The 19,020-nt window shown below is 25.4% G+C and carries 17 protein-coding genes and 2 pseudogenes; 5 read left to right on the forward strand and 14 right to left on the reverse strand.

Annotation, left to right across the window (positions count from 1 at the left end; genetic code table 4):
• Positions 1 to 4 precede the first annotated feature (4 nt).
• Genes EXC60_RS01200 through dnaX form a run of 3 tightly spaced genes read right to left on the reverse strand, consistent with a single transcriptional unit; the run spans position 5 to position 2,849 of the window.
• Positions 5 to 595: a toprim domain-containing protein gene (locus tag EXC60_RS01200; protein ID WP_024544141.1), complete on the reverse strand. Its 591-nt coding sequence runs from the start codon at positions 593 to 595 to the stop codon at positions 5 to 7.
• Between the two features lie 2 nt (positions 596 to 597).
• Positions 598 to 885 (reverse strand): YbaB/EbfC family nucleoid-associated protein, encoded by a 288-nt coding sequence (locus tag EXC60_RS01205; RefSeq protein ID WP_024544140.1) that lies wholly within the window; start codon positions 883 to 885, stop codon positions 598 to 600.
• Positions 886 to 902: 17 nt separating this feature from the next.
• Positions 903 to 2,849, reverse strand: coding sequence for a DNA polymerase III subunit gamma/tau (gene dnaX / locus EXC60_RS06190; protein ID WP_051327688.1), 1,947 nt, complete (start codon positions 2,847 to 2,849; stop codon positions 903 to 905).
• A 91-nt stretch (positions 2,850 to 2,940) separates the two neighbouring features.
• Here dnaX and EXC60_RS06195 point away from each other — a divergent pair, with 91 nt between their 5' ends.
• From EXC60_RS06195 to EXC60_RS06205, 3 genes are all read left to right on the forward strand, one after another.
• Positions 2,941 to 3,483, forward strand: a complete 543-nt coding sequence (locus EXC60_RS06195) for a hypothetical protein (protein ID WP_024544138.1) — start codon at positions 2,941 to 2,943, stop codon at positions 3,481 to 3,483.
• On the forward strand, positions 3,461 to 3,901 hold the full coding sequence (locus EXC60_RS06200) for a bis(5'-nucleosyl)-tetraphosphatase (protein ID WP_029670594.1): 441 nt from the start codon (positions 3,461 to 3,463) through the stop codon (positions 3,899 to 3,901). The genes EXC60_RS06195 and EXC60_RS06200 overlap by 23 nt, the downstream gene beginning before the upstream one ends.
• A gap of 137 nt (positions 3,902 to 4,038) precedes the next feature.
• Complete coding sequence (locus EXC60_RS06205; RefSeq protein ID WP_129619866.1) at positions 4,039 to 4,416, forward strand: hypothetical protein; 378 nt, start codon at positions 4,039 to 4,041, stop codon at positions 4,414 to 4,416.
• Between the two features lie 84 nt (positions 4,417 to 4,500).
• Here EXC60_RS06205 and EXC60_RS01230 read toward each other — a convergent pair whose 3' ends face one another.
• From EXC60_RS01230 to EXC60_RS06230, 7 genes and pseudogenes are all read right to left on the reverse strand, one after another.
• Positions 4,501 to 5,877 carry an MSC_0618 family F1-like ATPase beta subunit gene (locus tag EXC60_RS01230; RefSeq protein WP_024544135.1) on the reverse strand — a complete coding sequence of 459 codons (1,377 nt, stop codon included), beginning with the start codon at positions 5,875 to 5,877 and terminating at the stop codon, positions 4,501 to 4,503.
• Positions 5,877 to 7,415 (reverse strand): annotated as a pseudogene (locus tag EXC60_RS01235) (MSC_0619 family F1-like ATPase alpha subunit). Before EXC60_RS01235 ends, EXC60_RS01230 begins: the two are co-directional and overlap by 1 nt.
• A 1-nt stretch (position 7,416) precedes the next feature.
• A complete protein-coding gene (locus tag EXC60_RS06215; RefSeq protein ID WP_024544133.1) occupies positions 7,417 to 9,510 on the reverse strand; it encodes an MSC_0620 family F1-like ATPase-associated subunit in 2,094 nt (697 codons plus the stop codon).
• On the reverse strand, positions 9,503 to 9,982 hold the full coding sequence (locus EXC60_RS06220) for an MSC_0621 family F1-like ATPase epsilon subunit (RefSeq protein ID WP_024544132.1): 480 nt from the start codon (positions 9,980 to 9,982) through the stop codon (positions 9,503 to 9,505). Before EXC60_RS06220 ends, EXC60_RS06215 begins: the two co-directional genes overlap by 8 nt.
• Positions 9,975 to 10,898, reverse strand: coding sequence for an MSC_0622 family F1-like ATPase gamma subunit (locus EXC60_RS06225; protein WP_024544131.1), 924 nt, complete (start codon positions 10,896 to 10,898; stop codon positions 9,975 to 9,977). The genes EXC60_RS06220 and EXC60_RS06225 overlap by 8 nt, the downstream gene beginning before the upstream one ends.
• Before the next feature lie 12 nt (positions 10,899 to 10,910).
• Complete coding sequence (locus EXC60_RS01255; RefSeq protein ID WP_036456529.1) at positions 10,911 to 11,420, reverse strand: DUF2714 domain-containing protein; 510 nt, start codon at positions 11,418 to 11,420, stop codon at positions 10,911 to 10,913.
• Positions 11,401 to 12,897, reverse strand: a complete 1,497-nt coding sequence (locus EXC60_RS06230; protein WP_024544129.1) for an MSC_0624 family F1-like ATPase-associated membrane protein — start codon at positions 12,895 to 12,897, stop codon at positions 11,401 to 11,403. The genes EXC60_RS01255 and EXC60_RS06230 overlap by 20 nt, the downstream gene beginning before the upstream one ends.
• 290 nt (positions 12,898 to 13,187) lie before the next feature.
• Between EXC60_RS06230 and EXC60_RS01265 the strand changes: the two genes are divergently transcribed.
• A complete protein-coding gene (locus EXC60_RS01265; protein ID WP_024544128.1) occupies positions 13,188 to 13,688 on the forward strand; it encodes an MSC_0623 family F1-like ATPase-associated protein in 501 nt (166 codons plus the stop codon).
• Here EXC60_RS01265 and EXC60_RS06235 read toward each other — a convergent pair.
• Positions 13,666 to 14,088: a hypothetical protein gene (locus EXC60_RS06235; protein WP_024544127.1), complete on the reverse strand. Its 423-nt coding sequence runs from the start codon at positions 14,086 to 14,088 to the stop codon at positions 13,666 to 13,668. The two genes, EXC60_RS01265 and EXC60_RS06235, sit on opposite strands and share 23 nt — an antisense overlap.
• A gap of 166 nt (positions 14,089 to 14,254) precedes the next feature.
• Here EXC60_RS06235 and EXC60_RS01275 point away from each other — a divergent pair.
• Positions 14,255 to 15,415 (forward strand): annotated as a pseudogene (locus EXC60_RS01275) (IS256 family transposase).
• A gap of 168 nt (positions 15,416 to 15,583) precedes the next feature.
• Here the strand turns inward: EXC60_RS01275 and EXC60_RS06240 are convergent.
• The 3 genes from EXC60_RS06240 to EXC60_RS06245 are packed head-to-tail and all read right to left on the reverse strand — an operon-like array spanning position 15,584 to position 18,999.
• Positions 15,584 to 17,641: an MSC_0620 family F1-like ATPase-associated subunit gene (locus EXC60_RS06240; protein ID WP_024544126.1), complete on the reverse strand. Its 2,058-nt coding sequence runs from the start codon at positions 17,639 to 17,641 to the stop codon at positions 15,584 to 15,586.
• The gene (locus EXC60_RS01285) at positions 17,634 to 18,098 is read right to left on the reverse strand and encodes an MSC_0621 family F1-like ATPase epsilon subunit (protein WP_024544125.1); all 465 of its coding nucleotides are present in this window, start codon (positions 18,096 to 18,098) and stop codon (positions 17,634 to 17,636) included. Before EXC60_RS01285 ends, EXC60_RS06240 begins: the two co-directional genes overlap by 8 nt.
• Complete coding sequence (locus tag EXC60_RS06245) at positions 18,085 to 18,999, reverse strand: MSC_0622 family F1-like ATPase gamma subunit (protein ID WP_024544124.1); 915 nt, start codon at positions 18,997 to 18,999, stop codon at positions 18,085 to 18,087. Before EXC60_RS06245 ends, EXC60_RS01285 begins: the two co-directional genes overlap by 14 nt.
• Positions 19,000 to 19,020: the final 21 nt, after the last annotated feature.

Here is a 19,020-nt window from a genome sequence, read left to right on the forward strand (position 1 = left end):
ATCCTTACATTTTTTGTTTGTTCAAAAGTGATTGCTTTAAAGTTATAGGGTCAGCATATTCAACAGATGCATTAATTGGAAGTCCAATTGAAAGTTGATAAATAAAGATAGTTGGAAATTTTTCAATCAAAAGCTTTTTGATATATTCCATAGTTAACTGGCCTTCTAAAGAAAAAGGCAATGCAAATATAACTTCAGTATTTTTATCTATAAGTTTAATTAAATCATTAAATTCTTCATAAAACAAATCATTGTTTTTCTTTAGCTGATATATGCTTGAAAAAACAAAATATTTTCCTTTATAAATTCCTAATGCTTCAAATTTGTCAATATCACTATCTTTTGAAACAAGTAATATTTTGTTTTCTCTTGTGTTGTTGTTACATATTTCGCAAACATCTAAATCTTGTAATCTTTTACATTTTGCACAATGTTTCATTTTTTGCTTTAGTAAGACGATTAATTCATAAATTTCATTTAAATCATTTAAATTAGTTTTTATACAAAATTCAATTAATTTTTCAGTTTGTTTTTTAGTTAAATTAGTTGTATGTTTTAATTTAGTATTTAATTTTTCTAATATTTCTTTGGTCATTTTTAGAAACCTGGTGCTGAGAATTTAGAATTTAATTCATCATATTCGTCATCAATTAATTCAATAGCTTCATTAATTGCTAACATTGTTAAATCTTCTAAAAGTTCTGGATCGTCTGGATCAATTAATACTTCATTAAATTTAATTGATTTAATTTTTCTTGTGCCTAAAAGAACAACTTTAATCCCTTGTTTTTCAACAGTAAATTCTTTTTTTGCAATTTCAGCTTCTTCAATTGCAGCTTGTTCTTGCATTTTTTTTGCTCTTTTTAGCATTTCATTCATATTCATAGACATATTTCTACTCCTTATTTTTTAAATTTGTCGCCAAACACACTTGCAACATCATTTTCAAGTTCAATGTTTCTTTCACGATATTTAGGTTCTAAATCATCAAGTTGCATTAATTTGCGAGGTATATTTTTATTCTTGCTTCATCAAGTTTTAGCATTTGCTTGTTGTTCTTTAGTAAATGCAAATAAATGCACATAACGACCAAATAATTTAGCTGCAGCATTTACTAAAAATTTTTCATAAGCATTTTTGTTTAAAATCTTAATTTGCATATTTAATTTCGAACTAAATACAACAAAATCTTTACTTGATAAAATAACTTCTAAGTTTCTCAAAATTACTTTAGCTTGCTCTTCGTTTGAACCTAATTTTGTATCAATTAATTTTAAAGCAACTTTATCCGATTCACGATAGTTTTGAATTTTTTTAGTATGAATTAAGTGTTGCGAAGTATAAATGCAATCATACAACATTTCGTCTGATAAAAGACCATCTTCCAAATTTGGTTTTTCTTTACCTGCAATTTCAAAATCTTTAGAATCAGTGTCAGATAATTGCCCATCATCACTATTTAAATCATTAACAATAGAATTTTCTAAATCTCTAAGTTCAATTTCTGCTGTTTTTTCATTAACTAACATCTCATCTGTTTTTTGTAAAACATCGTTAATATCAATCTTTTTAATCTTAATTTCATGATTATTTGCAATGTTTGAAAATCCAAATGCTTGATCTAAATCTTTAGAATTTATCTTGTTTGTAGTATTTTTTTGCTTTGGACCATTATTTTTATATAAATCTCCAACAATCTCAAAATCTTTATCTGCACTAACGCTATTTTTTGTATGAAAATTGTTTGTTATTACATTTGAAAAATTTTCATCGTTTGTTTCCAAAGTGGCTAATTTAATAAAACCTAATTCTAAAGCTTGCAATGGAATGTCATTAAATTTTATGTCTTTTAGTAAGTTAACTAATTCAGTAATAAATGCATAAACTTTTTCTTTTGAAATTGAAACTTTATTTAAATCTGCTATATCAAAATGTTCTAACAAATCATTTGAATTGGTTTTTCAATAAATTACATAATCTTTTAATAAGTTAATCATTTGATTAACCATTTTTTCAATGTCAATGCCTTCATTAACTAATTTGTTTGTTAATTCTAATAATTCTTTAATTTGGTGAGCAGAAGCAAAATTAATTAACCTAATAATATTATCAACATTAGTAATTCCAAATAATTTTTCTAAATCAACTAACTTAATTTCTTTATCACCTGCATAAATTGCAATTTGGTCAGCAATTGAAAGCGTATCCCTAACACTGCCATTACCCAATGTTGCAATTAAATTAATAGCTTCAGGTTCATATTTGATTTTTTCAATATCGAAAATATTTTTTAGATGATTTATTAAAACATTTTTATCAATTTTAGAAAAATTAAATCTCTGAACACGACTTAAAATGGTTAAAGGAATTTTTTGAGGATCAGTTGTTGCAAATATAAAAATAACATGTGCTGGAGGTTCTTCCAATGTTTTTAATAAGGCATTAAAAGCGCTTTTTGAAAGCATATGAACTTCATCAATGATATAAATTTTGTATTTTGATGAAGTTGGCATATGTTGAATTTTCTCTTTTAAAATTCTTATATCTTCGACCGATGTATTAGATGCTGCATCAATTTCTACAATGTCTAAATTATGATCAACATTTTTAATACATTCATCACAAGGTTTTAAAATATCTTTTGAGTGAGTGCAATTAATTGTGTTTGCAAAAATCTTAGCTAATGAAGTTTTTCCAGTTCCATGAGGCCCACAAAATAAATAAGCATGACTTAATTTTTTAAACTTAATAATGTTTTGTAAGGTCTTAACAATATGTTGCTGATCTTGAACTTCATCAAAAGTTTTAGGGCGATATTTCCTATATAGTGCTAAATATTTATTATCCATCATAACCTCATAAATTACAATTTTATTTGACTTTTAATATATTATATTATATAGAAATATATTACTATTATGGTATGTGTTAGGAAAAATTATGAATGAGAAAATTGAATTAGAAACTAACAAAATATTAAGAAAGGATTTTATAAATTATTTAGTAATTGTAATTTTGGGTTTATTGTCATTAATGGCTCCTTTTATTGGACTTTCTGTTTTTAATATAACAGATCCAAACAATAAACCAAGTGTTTTAATCTTTCCTTTAATGTTGCCTTTTATTTTTTGTTTATTTATTGCAGTTAGATATTTTACATTACATAAAAATCACTCCATTTTCACATATAAAATCATTTGATATACTCTTTTTGTTTTAACAATTTCAATGTTAGTTATTTCTTTATATTATTTATTTGCAACGTTTTTAACTCCTTCATTTGCTTTTTCATTTAAAAAAGCTGATAGTGTTTTAAAAACGGATTTAATAAACAAATATAATTTGGTAAAAAATATTACTTATGCAGTAACTGCTTTGATGATATTAGTAATGATAATAATGAATGGTTTAGTAATATTTTTAGTCAAAAATCTTCAAAAACTAGTTGGTGAGGGAATTGATGTTACAAGACAATATAATTAAAGAAAAATCATGTGGTGCATTAGTCTTTACACTTAAATTTAATCGTCCTCATATTTTGCTAATTGAACAAGTTAAAGGACATTGATCTTTTCCGAAAGGGCACATTGAAAATAATGAAACTGAGCTTGAAACTGCATATCGCGAAGTCAAAGAAGAAACTAATTTAGACATTAAAATTATTGATGGTTTTAGAGTAGTAAATACATACTCGCCATACAAAGGTTGTATGAAAGATGTAGTCTTATTTGTTGCCATTCCAACTAGTTTTAAATTGCAAAGACAAATTGAGGAAGTTAAACGTCTTGGCTGATTTTCAATAAAAAAAGCATTGTCTTTACTAACTCATGAATCTGATAAACAAATCTTAAAAAATGCATATAAATTTTTTGTTGATTATTTATCATTTTCACTTGACTAAAATTTATGAGACATATCTTTAGATATGTTTTTTTGCAAAAACATGTATTTTGAAATAATGCAATACCATTAAAATTAATGTATAATTAGGACATTATGAATTTTGACAAACTATATGTAAAATTGGGAAATCTGATTATGTATTTCCAAAGAATTGAAAGCGATTTAAAAATTATTTATTCTTGAATAAATAGTGCAAATAATTTTTCTTTAAATATGAAAAAATTAAGAGGAATAACTTTAGGAAAAGTTGTTAAAATGATTAAAGAATTTCAAGAAACAAGTAATATGTTTATCTTGACTCCTGATGATTTTAGAATCTTAAATTCTTTAACTAAGAAAAGAAATTATTGAGTACATGAATCATTTGAATTTATTTATTTACCAGAAGATGAAATTACTAAAGAATACAACAAAATTTTTAAATTAGCAACCAATGATTTAAATGAGTTCTCTCATTTAGCATTTGTTATTCAAAACTTTAGACTAAAAATTGTTAACACAACAGTAATGTAATTCAATTCACATTAAAATATAAAAACACCACTAATTTTTCAAGTTGGTGTTTTTGTTTGTTATTTTTGCTAATTTGGGTGTAAATTACAATCCTAAATCTTCATCCGTTGGGATATTTAGATTTGATCCAACATATGAGAAAATTTCTGGACTTTGTTTTAGATATTTACCTTCTAAAATTCTAATAACACTATCAACAGTTTCTTCCAAAGGCACATATACCCCAGGAGCTTTTGTGAAATGTTCAGTCATAAAGAAGTTTTGTGTAAAGAAGTTTTCAAGTTGTAAAGCTTTTTTAACAGTAACTTTAGATTCATCATCAAGTTCATCAAAGCCTAAGATTAAGATAACATCTTCTAGATCTTTATAAGCTTTTAAAATTCTTTTTGTTTCAATAATTGCATCAAAATGTTTTTTACCAATAATTTTTTCATCAATTGAGTTTGTTGATGATGCTAATGGATCAAATGCAGGAAATAAGTTTTTAGCAGTTTGTGCTCTTGATAAAACCAAATTACCATCCAAGTGATTAAACACAGCAACAGCAGAAGGGTCTGATAAATCATCCATTGGTAAGAAAATTGTTTGGAATGATGTAATTGAACCATTTTCGTTTCTGAATAAACGATCCTCAACGTTTGCAACGTCACTTTCCAATGTTGATTGGTAACCACCAACAGATGGTTTTTTGCCTAAAGATGCTGAAACTTCATTTTCTGCTTGAATGAAACGGTAAATGTTATCAACGAATAACAAAACGTCTTCTTTTTCTTTATCACGTAAATATTCAGCAGCAGTAACACCAATTGGGACAATTGACATTCTAGCTCCGGGAGCTTCGTTCATTTTTGAAATATACATAACTGAGTTTCCCATAAGTTTTGAAGATTCAAGTTCGTTATAAAGTTCAATAGCTTCTCTTGAACGTTCTCCAGAACCTATGAAGATGTTTGATGTTGATTTATGTTTACGGTTAACATTAAAAATAATTTCTTTCATTAAAACTGTTTTTCCAACACCGGCACCACCAAAGATACCTAGTTTGTAACCTTTAATAATTGGAATGAAAAAGTCAATTGCTTTAATTCCGGTTTCAACTAATTTAAGTTCCATATTTAATGAACGTTCATTGTTAATAATTGAGTCCATTTCAATATATTTGGGTTTTACAGTTGCATTTAACATAGGTTCACCTTGGAAACCATAAATGTTATTTTTAGATTGTTTACCAACAGGAACCATAAAACCTTGTTTGGTATTAATAACAACATCAGACATAGAAATTTCTTTAGAAGCATAAATAACTATTGCTCTAACTGTTGTATCATTTAACACTCTTTTAACTAATAAAAAAGTTTTGCCTTCATGTGTAGTCAATAAGTGATTTACTAATGGTAGATCTTCTTTTTTGAATTTAACTTCAACAATATCAGATCAAAATTTTATAATAGTACCTTTCATTATTTATCTCCTAAAGTTTTTGCAATTTTACTCAAATAATCAGGTTCTAATGAAATAAATTCATGATCATATTCGATTTCTCAACCTAAGTTTAAATAATCTGAGTATTGTTTTAATGCGTATGCAAAGTAGTTTCTTAAAATATTGTCATCATAATTTTCGTTTGTTTTAATTGATTCAAAAGCAGCTTTTGCTTCTTTGTTTGTTTCAATTAAAGCATTTAGAAACATCAATGCCTTTTGTTCATCTTTAACACCTTTTAAGATGGTTCATGAAATTAACTTAGACATTAACATTGTAAAGTTATATGAATATAATGAGAATCCTCTTTGTTTAAACATTTTGTCAATCATTTTACCTTTGTATAACAAGATTGATGTTTCTTTATTAAATTCATAATCTAGCATAGCTAGTTTCAAATGACGTTTGTATTCTTTGTAAATTTTTCCAATTTAAGCAGCAACTTTAGTAATTGTTCTATTTTGAACACTTGAACCTGTTCTTGAAACTGATAAATTAACATTAATAGCAGGTAAAACACCTTGTGAGAATAAATCAGAACTTGTTACTATTTGACCATCTGTAATAGAAATTATGTTTGATGAAATTAATGAGGTAATATCACCATCAACTGTTTGTAAGATAGGTAATGCAGTAATTGTCTTTTTACCAACAAATGATCCAGCTCTTTCTAAGAGTTGTGAGTGAGCAAAGAACATATCACCAGGCATAGCTTCTTTACCAACAGGTTTGTCAGTTAGAAGAGCTATTTCTCTAAATATGTTTGCATGTTTGGTTAAATCATCAAAGATAATTAAAACATCATCTTTTTCTGAAATATTTTCGGCATGTGCCATACCAATGTAAGGTGCTAGATATTGTTCATAAGCACTAGTTGCAGGAGCATCAATAATAATAGTATTTTTTAAAGCATCATATTGCCTTAAAATGTTGTAAATATTTGAAATACTTTCTCTTTTTTGTCCAATTGCAACATAAATACATTTAGTATTTGTTTTAGCTTGGTTAATGATTGCATTCAATGCAATATGGGTTTTACCAGTTTGCCTATCACCGATGATTAATTCACGTTGGCCTTTACCAATAGGAATTAATAAGTCAATAACAGTAATTCCAGTATATAGTTGTTCATTCAAAGTTTTAACACTCATTAGATTGTGAGCTAATTTAAAGATTGGTGTGTATTTACTATCTTTATTTGGTTTAACTTCTTCTTTAAATGGTAAAACAATGTTTCCATTAATGTCAATAACATTTCCAAATTGTAAATCAGAAGTAAATACTTCACTTTTTGTTTTTGACTTAACAATTTCATCGCCTATTGATAAAACTTTGTTTTCGTTGTTAGCAAGTAAATATGCTTTATTTTGTGTTGCACTAATCAAAATCATTTTTGTATCAGGACTTTTCTTAGCAGTGAACATTTGTCTTTGTTCATAAGGGAATGCACCTTCAACTTCAATAATATAGTCGAAGATAGCACTAATTTTTGGGTTTGTAGTTGTTTTTGTAGCCATGTTATATTCCTTTAACTCCTAGTGTTAATAATACTATTCCAGAAATTGCCATAATTAATGAAATTGCAATAATAAGCGCATAAACTATGATAATTTTCCGTTTTTTATTAGTTTTATATTTGGTTAATAAAACAATTGCGTTAGCAATAATGCTTATAATTCCTAATACCATTAAGATTGAACCAAATATAACCTTTAATCTATTTTGTGAGACATATTGATTATCTAATTCTTTTTTAGCTTTATCATAAGCAGAAGTAAATGCAGATAATTCTTTTGGTTTTGAAGCATTTAGTTCTTGTGCTGAACCTAAATCTCTTAATAAATTAAATTCTTCTTTTACTACTTTAATATAGTTAGTATACCTATCGAATCAACCTAAAATTGAAGTTGGATTTTCAGATGCAATACCTTTTAATCTAAAAATATCTTTTTCAATTTTGTTGTATAAATCTTCTAAAACTCTTAACTTCATAATTTGGTTTTGTGAAGATTTGTTGTTTTTGAAATTCTTTTCAATAATTTCTTTGTGTTTTTTTAATGACAATTCAAATTGTTGCATAACTCTATCATAAGCTCTAAGCAATGCTTTTCAATATTCTAATTTTGCTTGAACTTTTTCTTTTGTGCTGTCTATGATATATTCAAGAGTTAATGTAGAACCCATTAGCGATCTTAAAAATAATTCTCTAATTTCGGCTCTTGCAGATTCTAGAATATTATCTTGATTTGTTGAGTTTTGTTGTAAGTTTCTTGTATATGCTACAACTTGAGCATTTCATTCTTTTTTAAATTCTTTTCCTTGTTCGGGAATTGTAACTAGTTTTGTTGCTAAATCAACCATGCTAAATAATGTTTGTTGTAAATTATCATTACCTAAATCATCATAGTCAATTTTGTCATCAAGTCCTAAACTTTTGTATAGTTGATTAAATAATCTTTGCATTTCTTGAATTTGAGCTTTTAAAACTTTTTGTTTTGCTTTAAATTCAGGAGTGTTGGTATATTCAACTGTTTTCTCATAAGTTCTTTTTTCTTTAGGATTTACTTTATCTGCAATTTCTATTTTCGTGACTAATTTATCATCTTTAACTTCAACTTTAGTTACTGTATATGAATAACGCGTGTTAATTGGGTTATTGAAGAAAAACATCTCATTAGCAGTATCTTTTGTAAATAAATTTTTAAGTTCATCTACAGTTTTATCAGCATAAAATGAATCTAATAATGGGTCTAGAGCAGGCAATGCATCAATATCGAGTTTATCAATTGCTTTAGGAACATCTGCTGGAACTAATGGAACTTTGTCTGGTTTTTCCTCTTTTTCATCGCCTTTGATTTCAGCATTATTATTTTGTTCAAATTCAAAATCATTAAATCTTGGAACTAATTTGCTTTTAATTCATTTATCTCAGGTTTCAAAATCCTTAGGCATAGATATTTTGGCAACATATGTACCATCAGGTTGCCTTTCAAATTTCATTTCTAATTTTGGAGCATCACCATCTTGATAAACCATACTATTGAATTTTTCAGTTAATTCATGAACATATTTTAAAATGATTTCATCAAAATTTTTCTTTGAAAGCACATTATCAATTTCTTTAACAATTTCGACTTTACCATCAGGTTTAACTTGTTCTTTTAATGCATTAAGTTCCTCATCGCTTCCAACCTTGATGTTTTCTCAAATTTTGTTGTTATATTCAACTTTAACAATTTTTAGTTTCTTGTTTTTTGAAATAGCATAAGGTAATAAAGGTTTAAATCCATATTTTTCGGGGTGTGCTTTAGCATCGTCTTTATTGTCTTCATAATATTTAGCAATTTTTTCTAAGTAGGTTCTTTTTGACAAAGTATCTAGATCAGAAATAGTGTTTGGATCTATCTTGTCACGTTCTTCATTTAAATATTTAACTACCTTAGCAATAATTTCATCAATTGCTTTATCAAGCTCTTCCTTAGCTTTTGGTTCAAATTCGTTAAATTTAGGATCAATTTTTGGATCAGCGCTCATTAACAAGGCTACTGGGAATGTAGTAACTGGAGTAACTACACTAAGCGAACCTAGTCATTTTCAGATCTTCTTACTCATAATTTTCTCCTGGAACTAAATTTAGCAACTTAATCATTTTTAGTTTATATTTCTCGTTCCTTAACGTATTAAGTTTAATAAATTGATCAAAGACTAATCCAAAGTTTTGTTTTGCTGAATAATAATCAATTTCTTTTGAAACACTTTTTAATTTAGCTTCAATATTGATAGTTTTTTTTGCTTTAACAAATTCATTAAAGTTTGTAAAAGTATTAATAATGATTTCATCAGTTTTTACAAAAATACTTGTGTTTTTTAAAAACATATATCACTCAACTTCTTTATCTCAATCCATAATTTTAATAATAGTATCATCATAACTTCCAAATAAATTTGTGGTTACTAATTCTCAGTTATCTTCATTATTGATGTTTAATCAAATTGAAGCATTTTTTAGATGCAATGGACTTTTAGTTGCAAAGTTAATTGTAATGTCAAAATGAGGTTCACTGACATATGTAGTTTTACTCATTATCTGCCCCCTCATCAAAAATAGATTTGTTTTTTCTTGTTAACATTACAATTTCTTCAACTTCTTCTTCTCTTTTTGCCATTAACATTTTCTTAGATACTTTTGTAATTTCATCATTTAGTTTTTTGCTTGCCTTATTGTTAATAACTAAATTGTTTTTAGCATTGTAGAATGATGATTCAATCATTAATGAATGAATTGAGTTTTCTAAGAAAATATTAATTTGCGCATCAATAAACTTTTCAATATCAGGATAAATTTTGTAATTTGATACGTCAACTAGCATTGATTTATTTTCTTCAACATCTGCTAATTTACCTAAGTTAAAGCTTTTTAAAGGTAAGATTTGAAAAGGTTCATCATAACTTTTGTTGGTGTTGATAACAAAGAATACTTTTGAATAGTTTTGTTCAACATATAATGCTTTAACAACTTGAACAAGCGATGAAGATAAATCATCGTTTTTTTCTTGTTCTGAAATATTTAGTAAAACGTTGAATTTATGTTTTTTACAAAAATCTAAAGCTTTATCGCCAATTGTTATAAAGTCAGCTTTAACTTTTTTGGTTAATTTCAAAATCTTATTTTCATATCTAGTATATGAGTCGGTTGAATATTTTTGTACTTCAGTAACATAAATTCAAAGTTGTTTTTCTTTTATGAAAATATTCCTAAACTTATGAGCTTTCTCTTTTTGTAAAAAGGGATTTTCAAGCTCAATAAGTGAACTATCTAAATCATATTTTTGGTTTAATGAAGTAATTAGATCACGATTTAACATTGCATTTTGAATGTAAAATGCCATTTTTTTACTCATTTTCATAATGTTAATTAGTAAAATGTTTTTGTCGTTGTTAACTTTTGTTTTAACATTCTCTAAGTTATTTCTTTTTGTTTCTAATTCTTTTAAATACATAGTTTTTCTTTCTTAAGCCATTATTTTAGTTGCAACATTTTCACTAAATAACAACTTTAATTCATTTGTGTTATCTGATGTATACAAAATTGTTTCAGGAATAACTTCAACATAATATTTTGTTAGTAACAAATTATTAATTTCAGCATTTAAATTAGTTAAAAATTTATTCATCATTCGATTAGATGAAGATTTTAAATTAATTGCTTCATTGTTTGAAGATTCATAAGTATTTAACATAGGAACTAAATTGTTAAGTCCAAATTTTGGATTTAAGTTGTATGTAATTACAAAATCTTTATAAACTAAATCGTATTTTTTATTAACCGCCATCATTAGCATATCATTAAACTGAATGTACGCTTCAGAATCAAAACCTAACATATCTTTTAATAAAACAGAAGCAATAAGTTTATCAAAACTAATGAATCTTTCTTGATTTGTAATGATGGTTTTATAATCATCATAAAAATCAACAATCGCTTGTTGTTCAGGACTTAATTTACTTTTGTTGTTGTTCATATTCATTTACACCTCCTAATTTTTTCTTGTTGAAGTAAGTAATTTTATTTGCAACAACAATCAATGAAACTATTGAATATAACAAGAATGTTGCTCAAATTGCTGTACTTAAAACTAACATAATTTGTGTCAAATATAGATTAGAATCAATTGTTAAAAAGATGTAATTTTTATTTGAAATAAGAATTTGGTTAACGCAAAATGTAATCAATGCCAAAATACTTCCTAAGATAGCAAATCTTATGAAAAATGTAATTACCAAATTGTAGTTTGTATTTTTTATAAAATAAATTACTAGCATAGCAAATGAGAATATTCCGACAAAGAAAACATTAATCATATTAACCATTGTATTTTGCTTATTTAGCAATGTCATTGTAAATAATGTTGTTCATAACAAAGTTTGTGCAAAAACATGATTCACTAAATTTAAAATTGGACTAGCTGTTTTAATTTTTTTTGTAAATTGTGAAACTACAAATAAACTAAAAATAATAGCGCCAATTAAAATCTCAGTTAAATATGCATAATTTTCAAGCGAGTTACCAAAAATACTTTTTGAGTCTATTTTGTAAAATAGAGATCTAAAAGTTCAAACTAAAATAAATGCAAAAGAAGTTAAACTAATAATAATTTGATCTCTATAATATTCTTTTTTGTTTTGTTTGAAAAACAAGAAAGCAATCTTATCTGAAAATGCCCCAATTAAAATTGTCATTGAAATTGTTGTAAATAACAATATTAAAACAAGGTTTGTTGTAGTTTTAACAGTAAATAATTTATTTCAAAAATCATTGAAGCCATTATTGTTAAACAAACTTTCTTCAACGTTAACATTTGACTTAGCACTTAATACTCAAGCACTCATTGCAATAATAGTAATGAAAACAATTAAACCTTGAGAAATTAAACCAATCATAATCGAAGTTCTATTGTTATATGAGTTAGGATCTGTTTTTTTCTTCAACTTGTACAAATAAATTGCATAAACTAAATTTAAAATGAACAAAGGTATTAACAATAAAAATGAATATGATAATTTAGCAGGTGTATTTGGAAAATAACCAAATAATAAAACAAAAGAAATTACAGTTAATACTAAATATGAAGTAAATCATGGTCAGTATTTTTTAATAGTTTCTTTTTGAAAATAAACGTTTGTGTAATTTTTTATGATTGAATAAAAAAGTACAAAAGATAATAAGGCAAACCTAATTAAGATCATAAAATTACGTTGCTTATTTTTTAATGTGTCAAAATTTAAAAAATCACTAATTTTTCAGTTTTGGAACATTAAATTTCCAAATCCAAAAAATGTACGTTCAATAAACACTAACAACAATAAACTAAATAAAAGAAAAATACCTAATAAAGTATACTTGTATACCTTAACTAGAGCACTTTTCTTTTTGCCAACAGCAAAGTTATGATAATCATTAAATATTTTCGTCTCTTCTAAATCTAATGAGTTGTTCATATGCTCTCCATTTTTTTAACTATATTTATATATAGTTGCGCGTATTTTATCATAAAATCAGCCTAAATATAAATATAAATTTGCTTTTTCAAAAAAAATCAACAAAGAATAAAACAAACCGGGATTTTTTATGTAAATTGCTAATTTTCATAGTTTAGTGCCAATATATTGACAATTAATGCAAAATATGCATTTTATTAGTAAAAATTACCGGTTTTTCTCTCTAATAAGGTAAAATAAAGACAATAAAATAAATTAATAAAAATTCTTAAATTTTAAGGAGAAATTTTATGATAAGCAAAAAATCTAACACGCAAGAAATCATATTAAATTTTGATGTTTTTTCTGATTATAACAATATGGTGCAAAATGAAAATTTTATTTCATACACAAAGCTTTATGCTTCAGTTTTATTAAATGCTAATTTAAGCTTCGAATCTCAAGTATACAAAGACTTTTATAAATTAGTATCTGAAGCTGTTCAAAACAAATTACCAATTTTATTCAATAAGTTTAATGTTATATTTGCAATAAACCCTAAATTTTCAACAGCAGTCGCAACTCCTAGACTTGTTAATGATGATGAATTAAAAGAAATACTTACTGAAGATACGAATGTGTTAAATCTAAAAGAATCTAAAGAGCCATTTGTTAAAAGCATTAATGCAGAAATTATTGATTCTGTTTTATTAAAAAACGCAATTGTTGAATTTCTTCCTAATATGATTCTTTACAAATCAAAAAATACCGACAATCTAAAATTGTTATTTAATCAAAACTTAACAAAGTAGTGTCTTTAACTTTCTTGTGGCTTGGAAATATTCCAGGTTTTTTTACATTTAGGTGCAAAATAAAAGTCTCCATTGGAAACTTTAATAAATTATTATGATAATAGTTAGTTTGCAAATCAGGGTTGGATGTATAAACATTTTCAACGTGATGTCCGCGAGCCGCAGAATGGTCATCATATACAGGCTTATAAACATATAATACAAAGTCTTGGGCCCGATTACGTAACTGATTAAGTATGTTATTTATATTTCCATCGCCAGTACCTTTTCTATATTCAGTATCACGCCAAATTTGAATTGCATTGCCTTGGTGAAAGACATCACTAAATTCTTGTCATGTACCAGAATATCCCTGAGCGCATCATGTTGCAATATCTAATGTGTTAGATCATTTAAACAATTCTAATAGTTAGGATAATTCACGCGTAATTGTTTGATTAGTAAAATTGAGACTGTAAAAAAGTTAGTGTAAAGTTGTAAGATGAAATCTTTCCAAGTAAAAAATTGGAAGGATTTTTTATTGTGAAAAGTGAAAAAGAAAATAAAAAGATTTCAGATGTTTTAACTTACCTAAAAGAAAATTATGTGTCTATGATTTGAATTTTGCAATGAAAGACATATTTAAAAAGGCAATTCAAGGTATGCTTGAAGGTGAATTTGATGCTCATATGGAGTACAAAAAAAGTGATAATCAAGTAGAAAAATCAAATTATCGAAATGGTTATAATTCTAAAAAAGTTAGAAGCGATTATGGTGAATTCAATATAAATGTTCCACACGATCGAAATACTGAATTTAATCCTATTATTGTTTCTAAAAATTCACATAACGTTAAATCAACAATTGAAGAAAAAATCTTAATGCTTTACGCTAAAGGTTTATCGACTCGAGATATATCAGATATGATTAGAGATTTTTACGGTGTTGAATATTTTGCTGAAATGATTAGCAATATCACCAACAATATTTCTGATGTGATTTTAGAATGACAAAAAAGACCACTTGAGAGAGTTTATTCAATTGTATTTATTGATGCAATTCATTATAGCGTTCGTCAAGAGAATACAGTTGTTAAAAAAGCATTTATGTGGTTTTAGCAATTAATTCCAATGGATTTAAAGAGATTTTAGGTTTGTATATAGGTGAAAATGAATCTTCAAAATATTGATTATATGTTTTGAACGATTTAAAGAATAGAGGAATTAAAAACATATTAATTCTTTGTTCAGATGCTTTAACTGGTATTAATGAAGCAATTATTACCGCATTTCCTAATACAATGCAACAAAAATGTATAGTTTATATTATTAGAAATTCAACGAAACTAGTTTCTTATAAGCATTTAAAAGAATTTTGTAATGATTTAAAAACTATTTATCAAGAAAGCAATATTGATGATGCTTATAGCAATTTACAAATTGTTAAAAATAAATGGAACAAACATTACCTGTCAAGTTTAAAAGTTTGAGAAAATCATTGAGAAAATATCGTAACTATGTTTAATTTTTCAAAAGAAATTCGTTCGATTATTTATACAACAAATTACATTGAAAATTTGAATCAAGCATATAGAAACAAAAGCTGTATTTCCTAATAATGCTAGTGTTTTAAAATCATTATATTTAGCATCAATTGATGTAACAAAAAAATAATCTCAACGCATTAAGAATTGAGACCAAATTTATAATGAATTGGATATCATTTTTTCTGATAGATTTCAAAATTAGTTCTATGAAATGTTAATATATTAACGGGAAGTTTATTAATCAAATGATGAATTTCTCAATCCACTTGGAAAGAGAAAATAAACTTTACACTAACTTTTTTACACTACCATATTTTCACTTTTATGGTTTATAAAAACCTAAACATTAGATTTTTATATTTATAGATTTTTAAATGCCTTTTAATCCTAAGGTTAATAAAGTAATACCAGCAATTAATAATACTGCTTCTATTGCAATTGAAACAAGATAGTAAACCAAAATTTTGTTGTTTTTGATTGTTTTTAGTTTAATAAGTAACATTGTAATCGTAATAACCAAAGAAATAAGTCCAATTGCAAATGTAATTGCACCAGAAATTGTTTTAACCTTGTTTTTGTTTTTTTTCTCTTGATTTAAAACATTTTCAGTAGCTTGGTATGCTTCTGTAAATTGTTTTTTATCTTCATCTTTTGTTACTGTTTTGTTTGTAGCTAAAATACTTAGTAAATTAAATTCACTTTTAATTTGCCTAATGTCTTCAACATAATTATTAAATCATTGAACTATTGAAAAAGTATTAGTATTTACCTTTGCTTTTAATCTAAAAATATCAAGTTTAATTTTTTCATATAAATCATCAATTGTTTCTAATTTAAATGTTTTATTTGTAGCATTGAAATTTTGACTAATAAAAGTTTTATTTGCTTTTATAACATTTTCATATTGCAAATAAACAGATTCAAAAGCATTAACTAAATCTAAAAAGTAAGGATTAGAATTAATTTTTGAAGCTTTTAGTTCGGATAATGTGTAGTTTAAAAATTCACTATTACTACTTGTTAATGTTTTTAGGTTATTACCAGTGCTTATGTATTGAGCATAATATTGAACTAATTTCATTTGTTCGTCTTTATATTCTTTTTTCAAATAAAATTTAATAGCGCCATCAACAATTCTAAATAATGCATTTACTAATGCATCGCTTCTTAACATTTCATAATTTAATTTATCATCTAAATCTAATGCTTTATATAAGCTTAAAAACTTTTGATTTAAGGATTTTATTTGTTCTGAATATATTTGAAGTCATGCTTTATATTCACTTGAACTATCCACGTTTAATTCAGCATTGTAACGTCTCTTTTTAGATGTATCAACTTTATCAGTAATACTTACATTAGCAATTAATTTACCACTATTAATTGATAAATTTTCTACTTTATATAAATATCTACTATTAATGGGGTTATCAAAGAAAAACAAATTTTGTTTTGCTTTATCATCTGTTAAGGTGTCAAATGTTTGCTTTAAATTTTCATGAGTATATTGACTATAACCATGGGCAATGTAAGGTGGGAGTTGGGCAATATTTTCAATTTCGGTTTTATATTTAGCATTTGGATTATCACCAGGTACTAATGGAGGTTTATCAGCAGGATTTGGATCTTTATTTTCATTTTGCTCTTCCTCTTCATTTGATTTTTCATTTTGTTCTAAATCAAATGCAACATATCTAGGTTTAATTTTACTTTTAATATAATCATCTCAAGAACCAAAACCTTTTGGTGTTGAATATTTAATAATTCCTTCTTTTAATTTTTCTAAATCCAATGAAAAATCTTTATCAAGTTCAGGAATATCTTTTGAATTAAAAATAATTGAATTAAATTTTTTGATTAATTCATTTTCAAAACTTTTGATTACTTTATCAAAATCCTCACTTTTGATAAAATTATCTTCTTCTAAAATTGCGTTATTTTTATCTTTTTTCTTAGTAATTACACCATCAGGTTTAATAGCATCTACGTAATCATAGGGAGCATTTTTTGAGATTGCAACATCTTTATATTGACGATTGTTATATTCAATATTCCCAACATGATATTTTTTATCTTGTGAAATTATGTTTAAGAAAGTGATTGGAAACCCATAGTTTTCTGGATGAGCAATGATAGCATCTTTATTTTTAGTTACATAATCAATTAGTTTTTCTAAATAAATTTGTGCGCTTAGTTTCTTTTTGAAATTAGTTTCTTTGTCTAATGAAGATTTAATTTCTTCAAGCTGCTTTGTAATATTAGTAAGACCATCTGTTAATGCTTTTTTAACTGCTTCTTTGGCACGTTTTTTAAATTCAGAAAATTGAGGACTTACTTGGTCGCCTTTTTTTGATGCAGAAAGAGCAATAATTGGTAAAAATGCAGTTGAAGTTGAAACTAAAAATAACATTTTCTTTCATTTAAACATTATTTGCCTCCTTTAAGTTAAACAAATCTCTTAATTTTAAAATGTATAAATCATATTTAAGTTGTTTGTAAGATAAAAATTCATTGACATCTAATCCGATAAATTGTTTAGCATTCAAATAATCAAATTTGTTTTTAAGGTCAGCAATTTGTTTTTTTAAGTTTTGTTTTTGCTTAATTTTAATAAATAAGTTTCTTTGTGAAAATGTTTCTATGTCTAAAATATTGTTTTTCAAAATTAAATTAGCATTTTTGGCAAAAACATAAATTTCTTTTTTTGTTCTTTTTTCTTCAATTACTAATTTAATTAAAATAAGTTCATAACTGCCAATCATATTACTGTCTAGCATAATTCAATCATCTTCATCATTTAAATTAAGATAAGCATTTACCTTGTCAAATGTTTCAGTTTTGTTATCAATAAAACTAATATTAACTTTAAATTTATTTTCCATCATCACTCTCGCTTAAAATATCATTTTTGTTATTACTTGTTAACATAATAATTTCTTCAATTTCGTTTTGACGTTTAACTCTCATAGCTTGTCTTGACAATTTCATTATGTTTTCATCTAAATCTTTAATAATTTTATTAGCTGTAACTAATGCATTTTTTGTTGTATAAAAAGATGATTCAATTAGTAATGAATTAACAACATTTTCAATAAAAATGTTTGCTTCATTATCAATAAAAGTTTCTACATTAGGAAATATTTTAAAATCTTTAATATCAAGTTTGTTAGTTTCAATTAATGTTGAAGATGATAATTTGTAAACATCAAACTCTTGAGTTGGTAAGATAGTAAATGAACCTTTAAAATTTTTGTTGGTATTTAAAACAAACCTAACTTTACGATAATTTTGTTCTAAATATAGAATCTTAATAATTTGAGAAAGTTCAAATGCTAAAATAGATTGGGTATTTGTTGGAAAATCTTTAATAACATTAAATTTATTTTGCTTGCAAAAATTGTATGCTCTATCGCCGATTGTAATGAAATCAACATTTTTGTTTTTTGTTTTTTCTAAAATGTATCTTTCATATCTTGAATATGAATCGGTTGCATATTTTTGTTGTTCAGTAGTATAAATTCAAAGTTCTTTTTGCTTAACAAAAATTTGTTTGATTTTGTTTAAAAAATTTGATTTCGTATTTTTATGCACAAACATATTTTTGATGTTATATTGGTTTCCAACAGCATCAATTAAATTCTTGTTTTTAATTGCACTTTGAATGTAATATGAAAGGTTTTTATTTAACTTCATCATATTAATTAATAGGATATTTTTGTCATTGTTTACTTTCATATTTATTTTCTTAAGATTTTCAACCTTAGTAACTAATCTTGTTAAATCCATTTTATTTTCCTTTCATATTCT

Source organism: Metamycoplasma salivarium (assembly GCF_900660445.2).
Classification (GTDB): domain Bacteria; phylum Bacillota_I; class Bacilli_A; order Mycoplasmatales; family Metamycoplasmataceae; genus Metamycoplasma; species Metamycoplasma salivarium.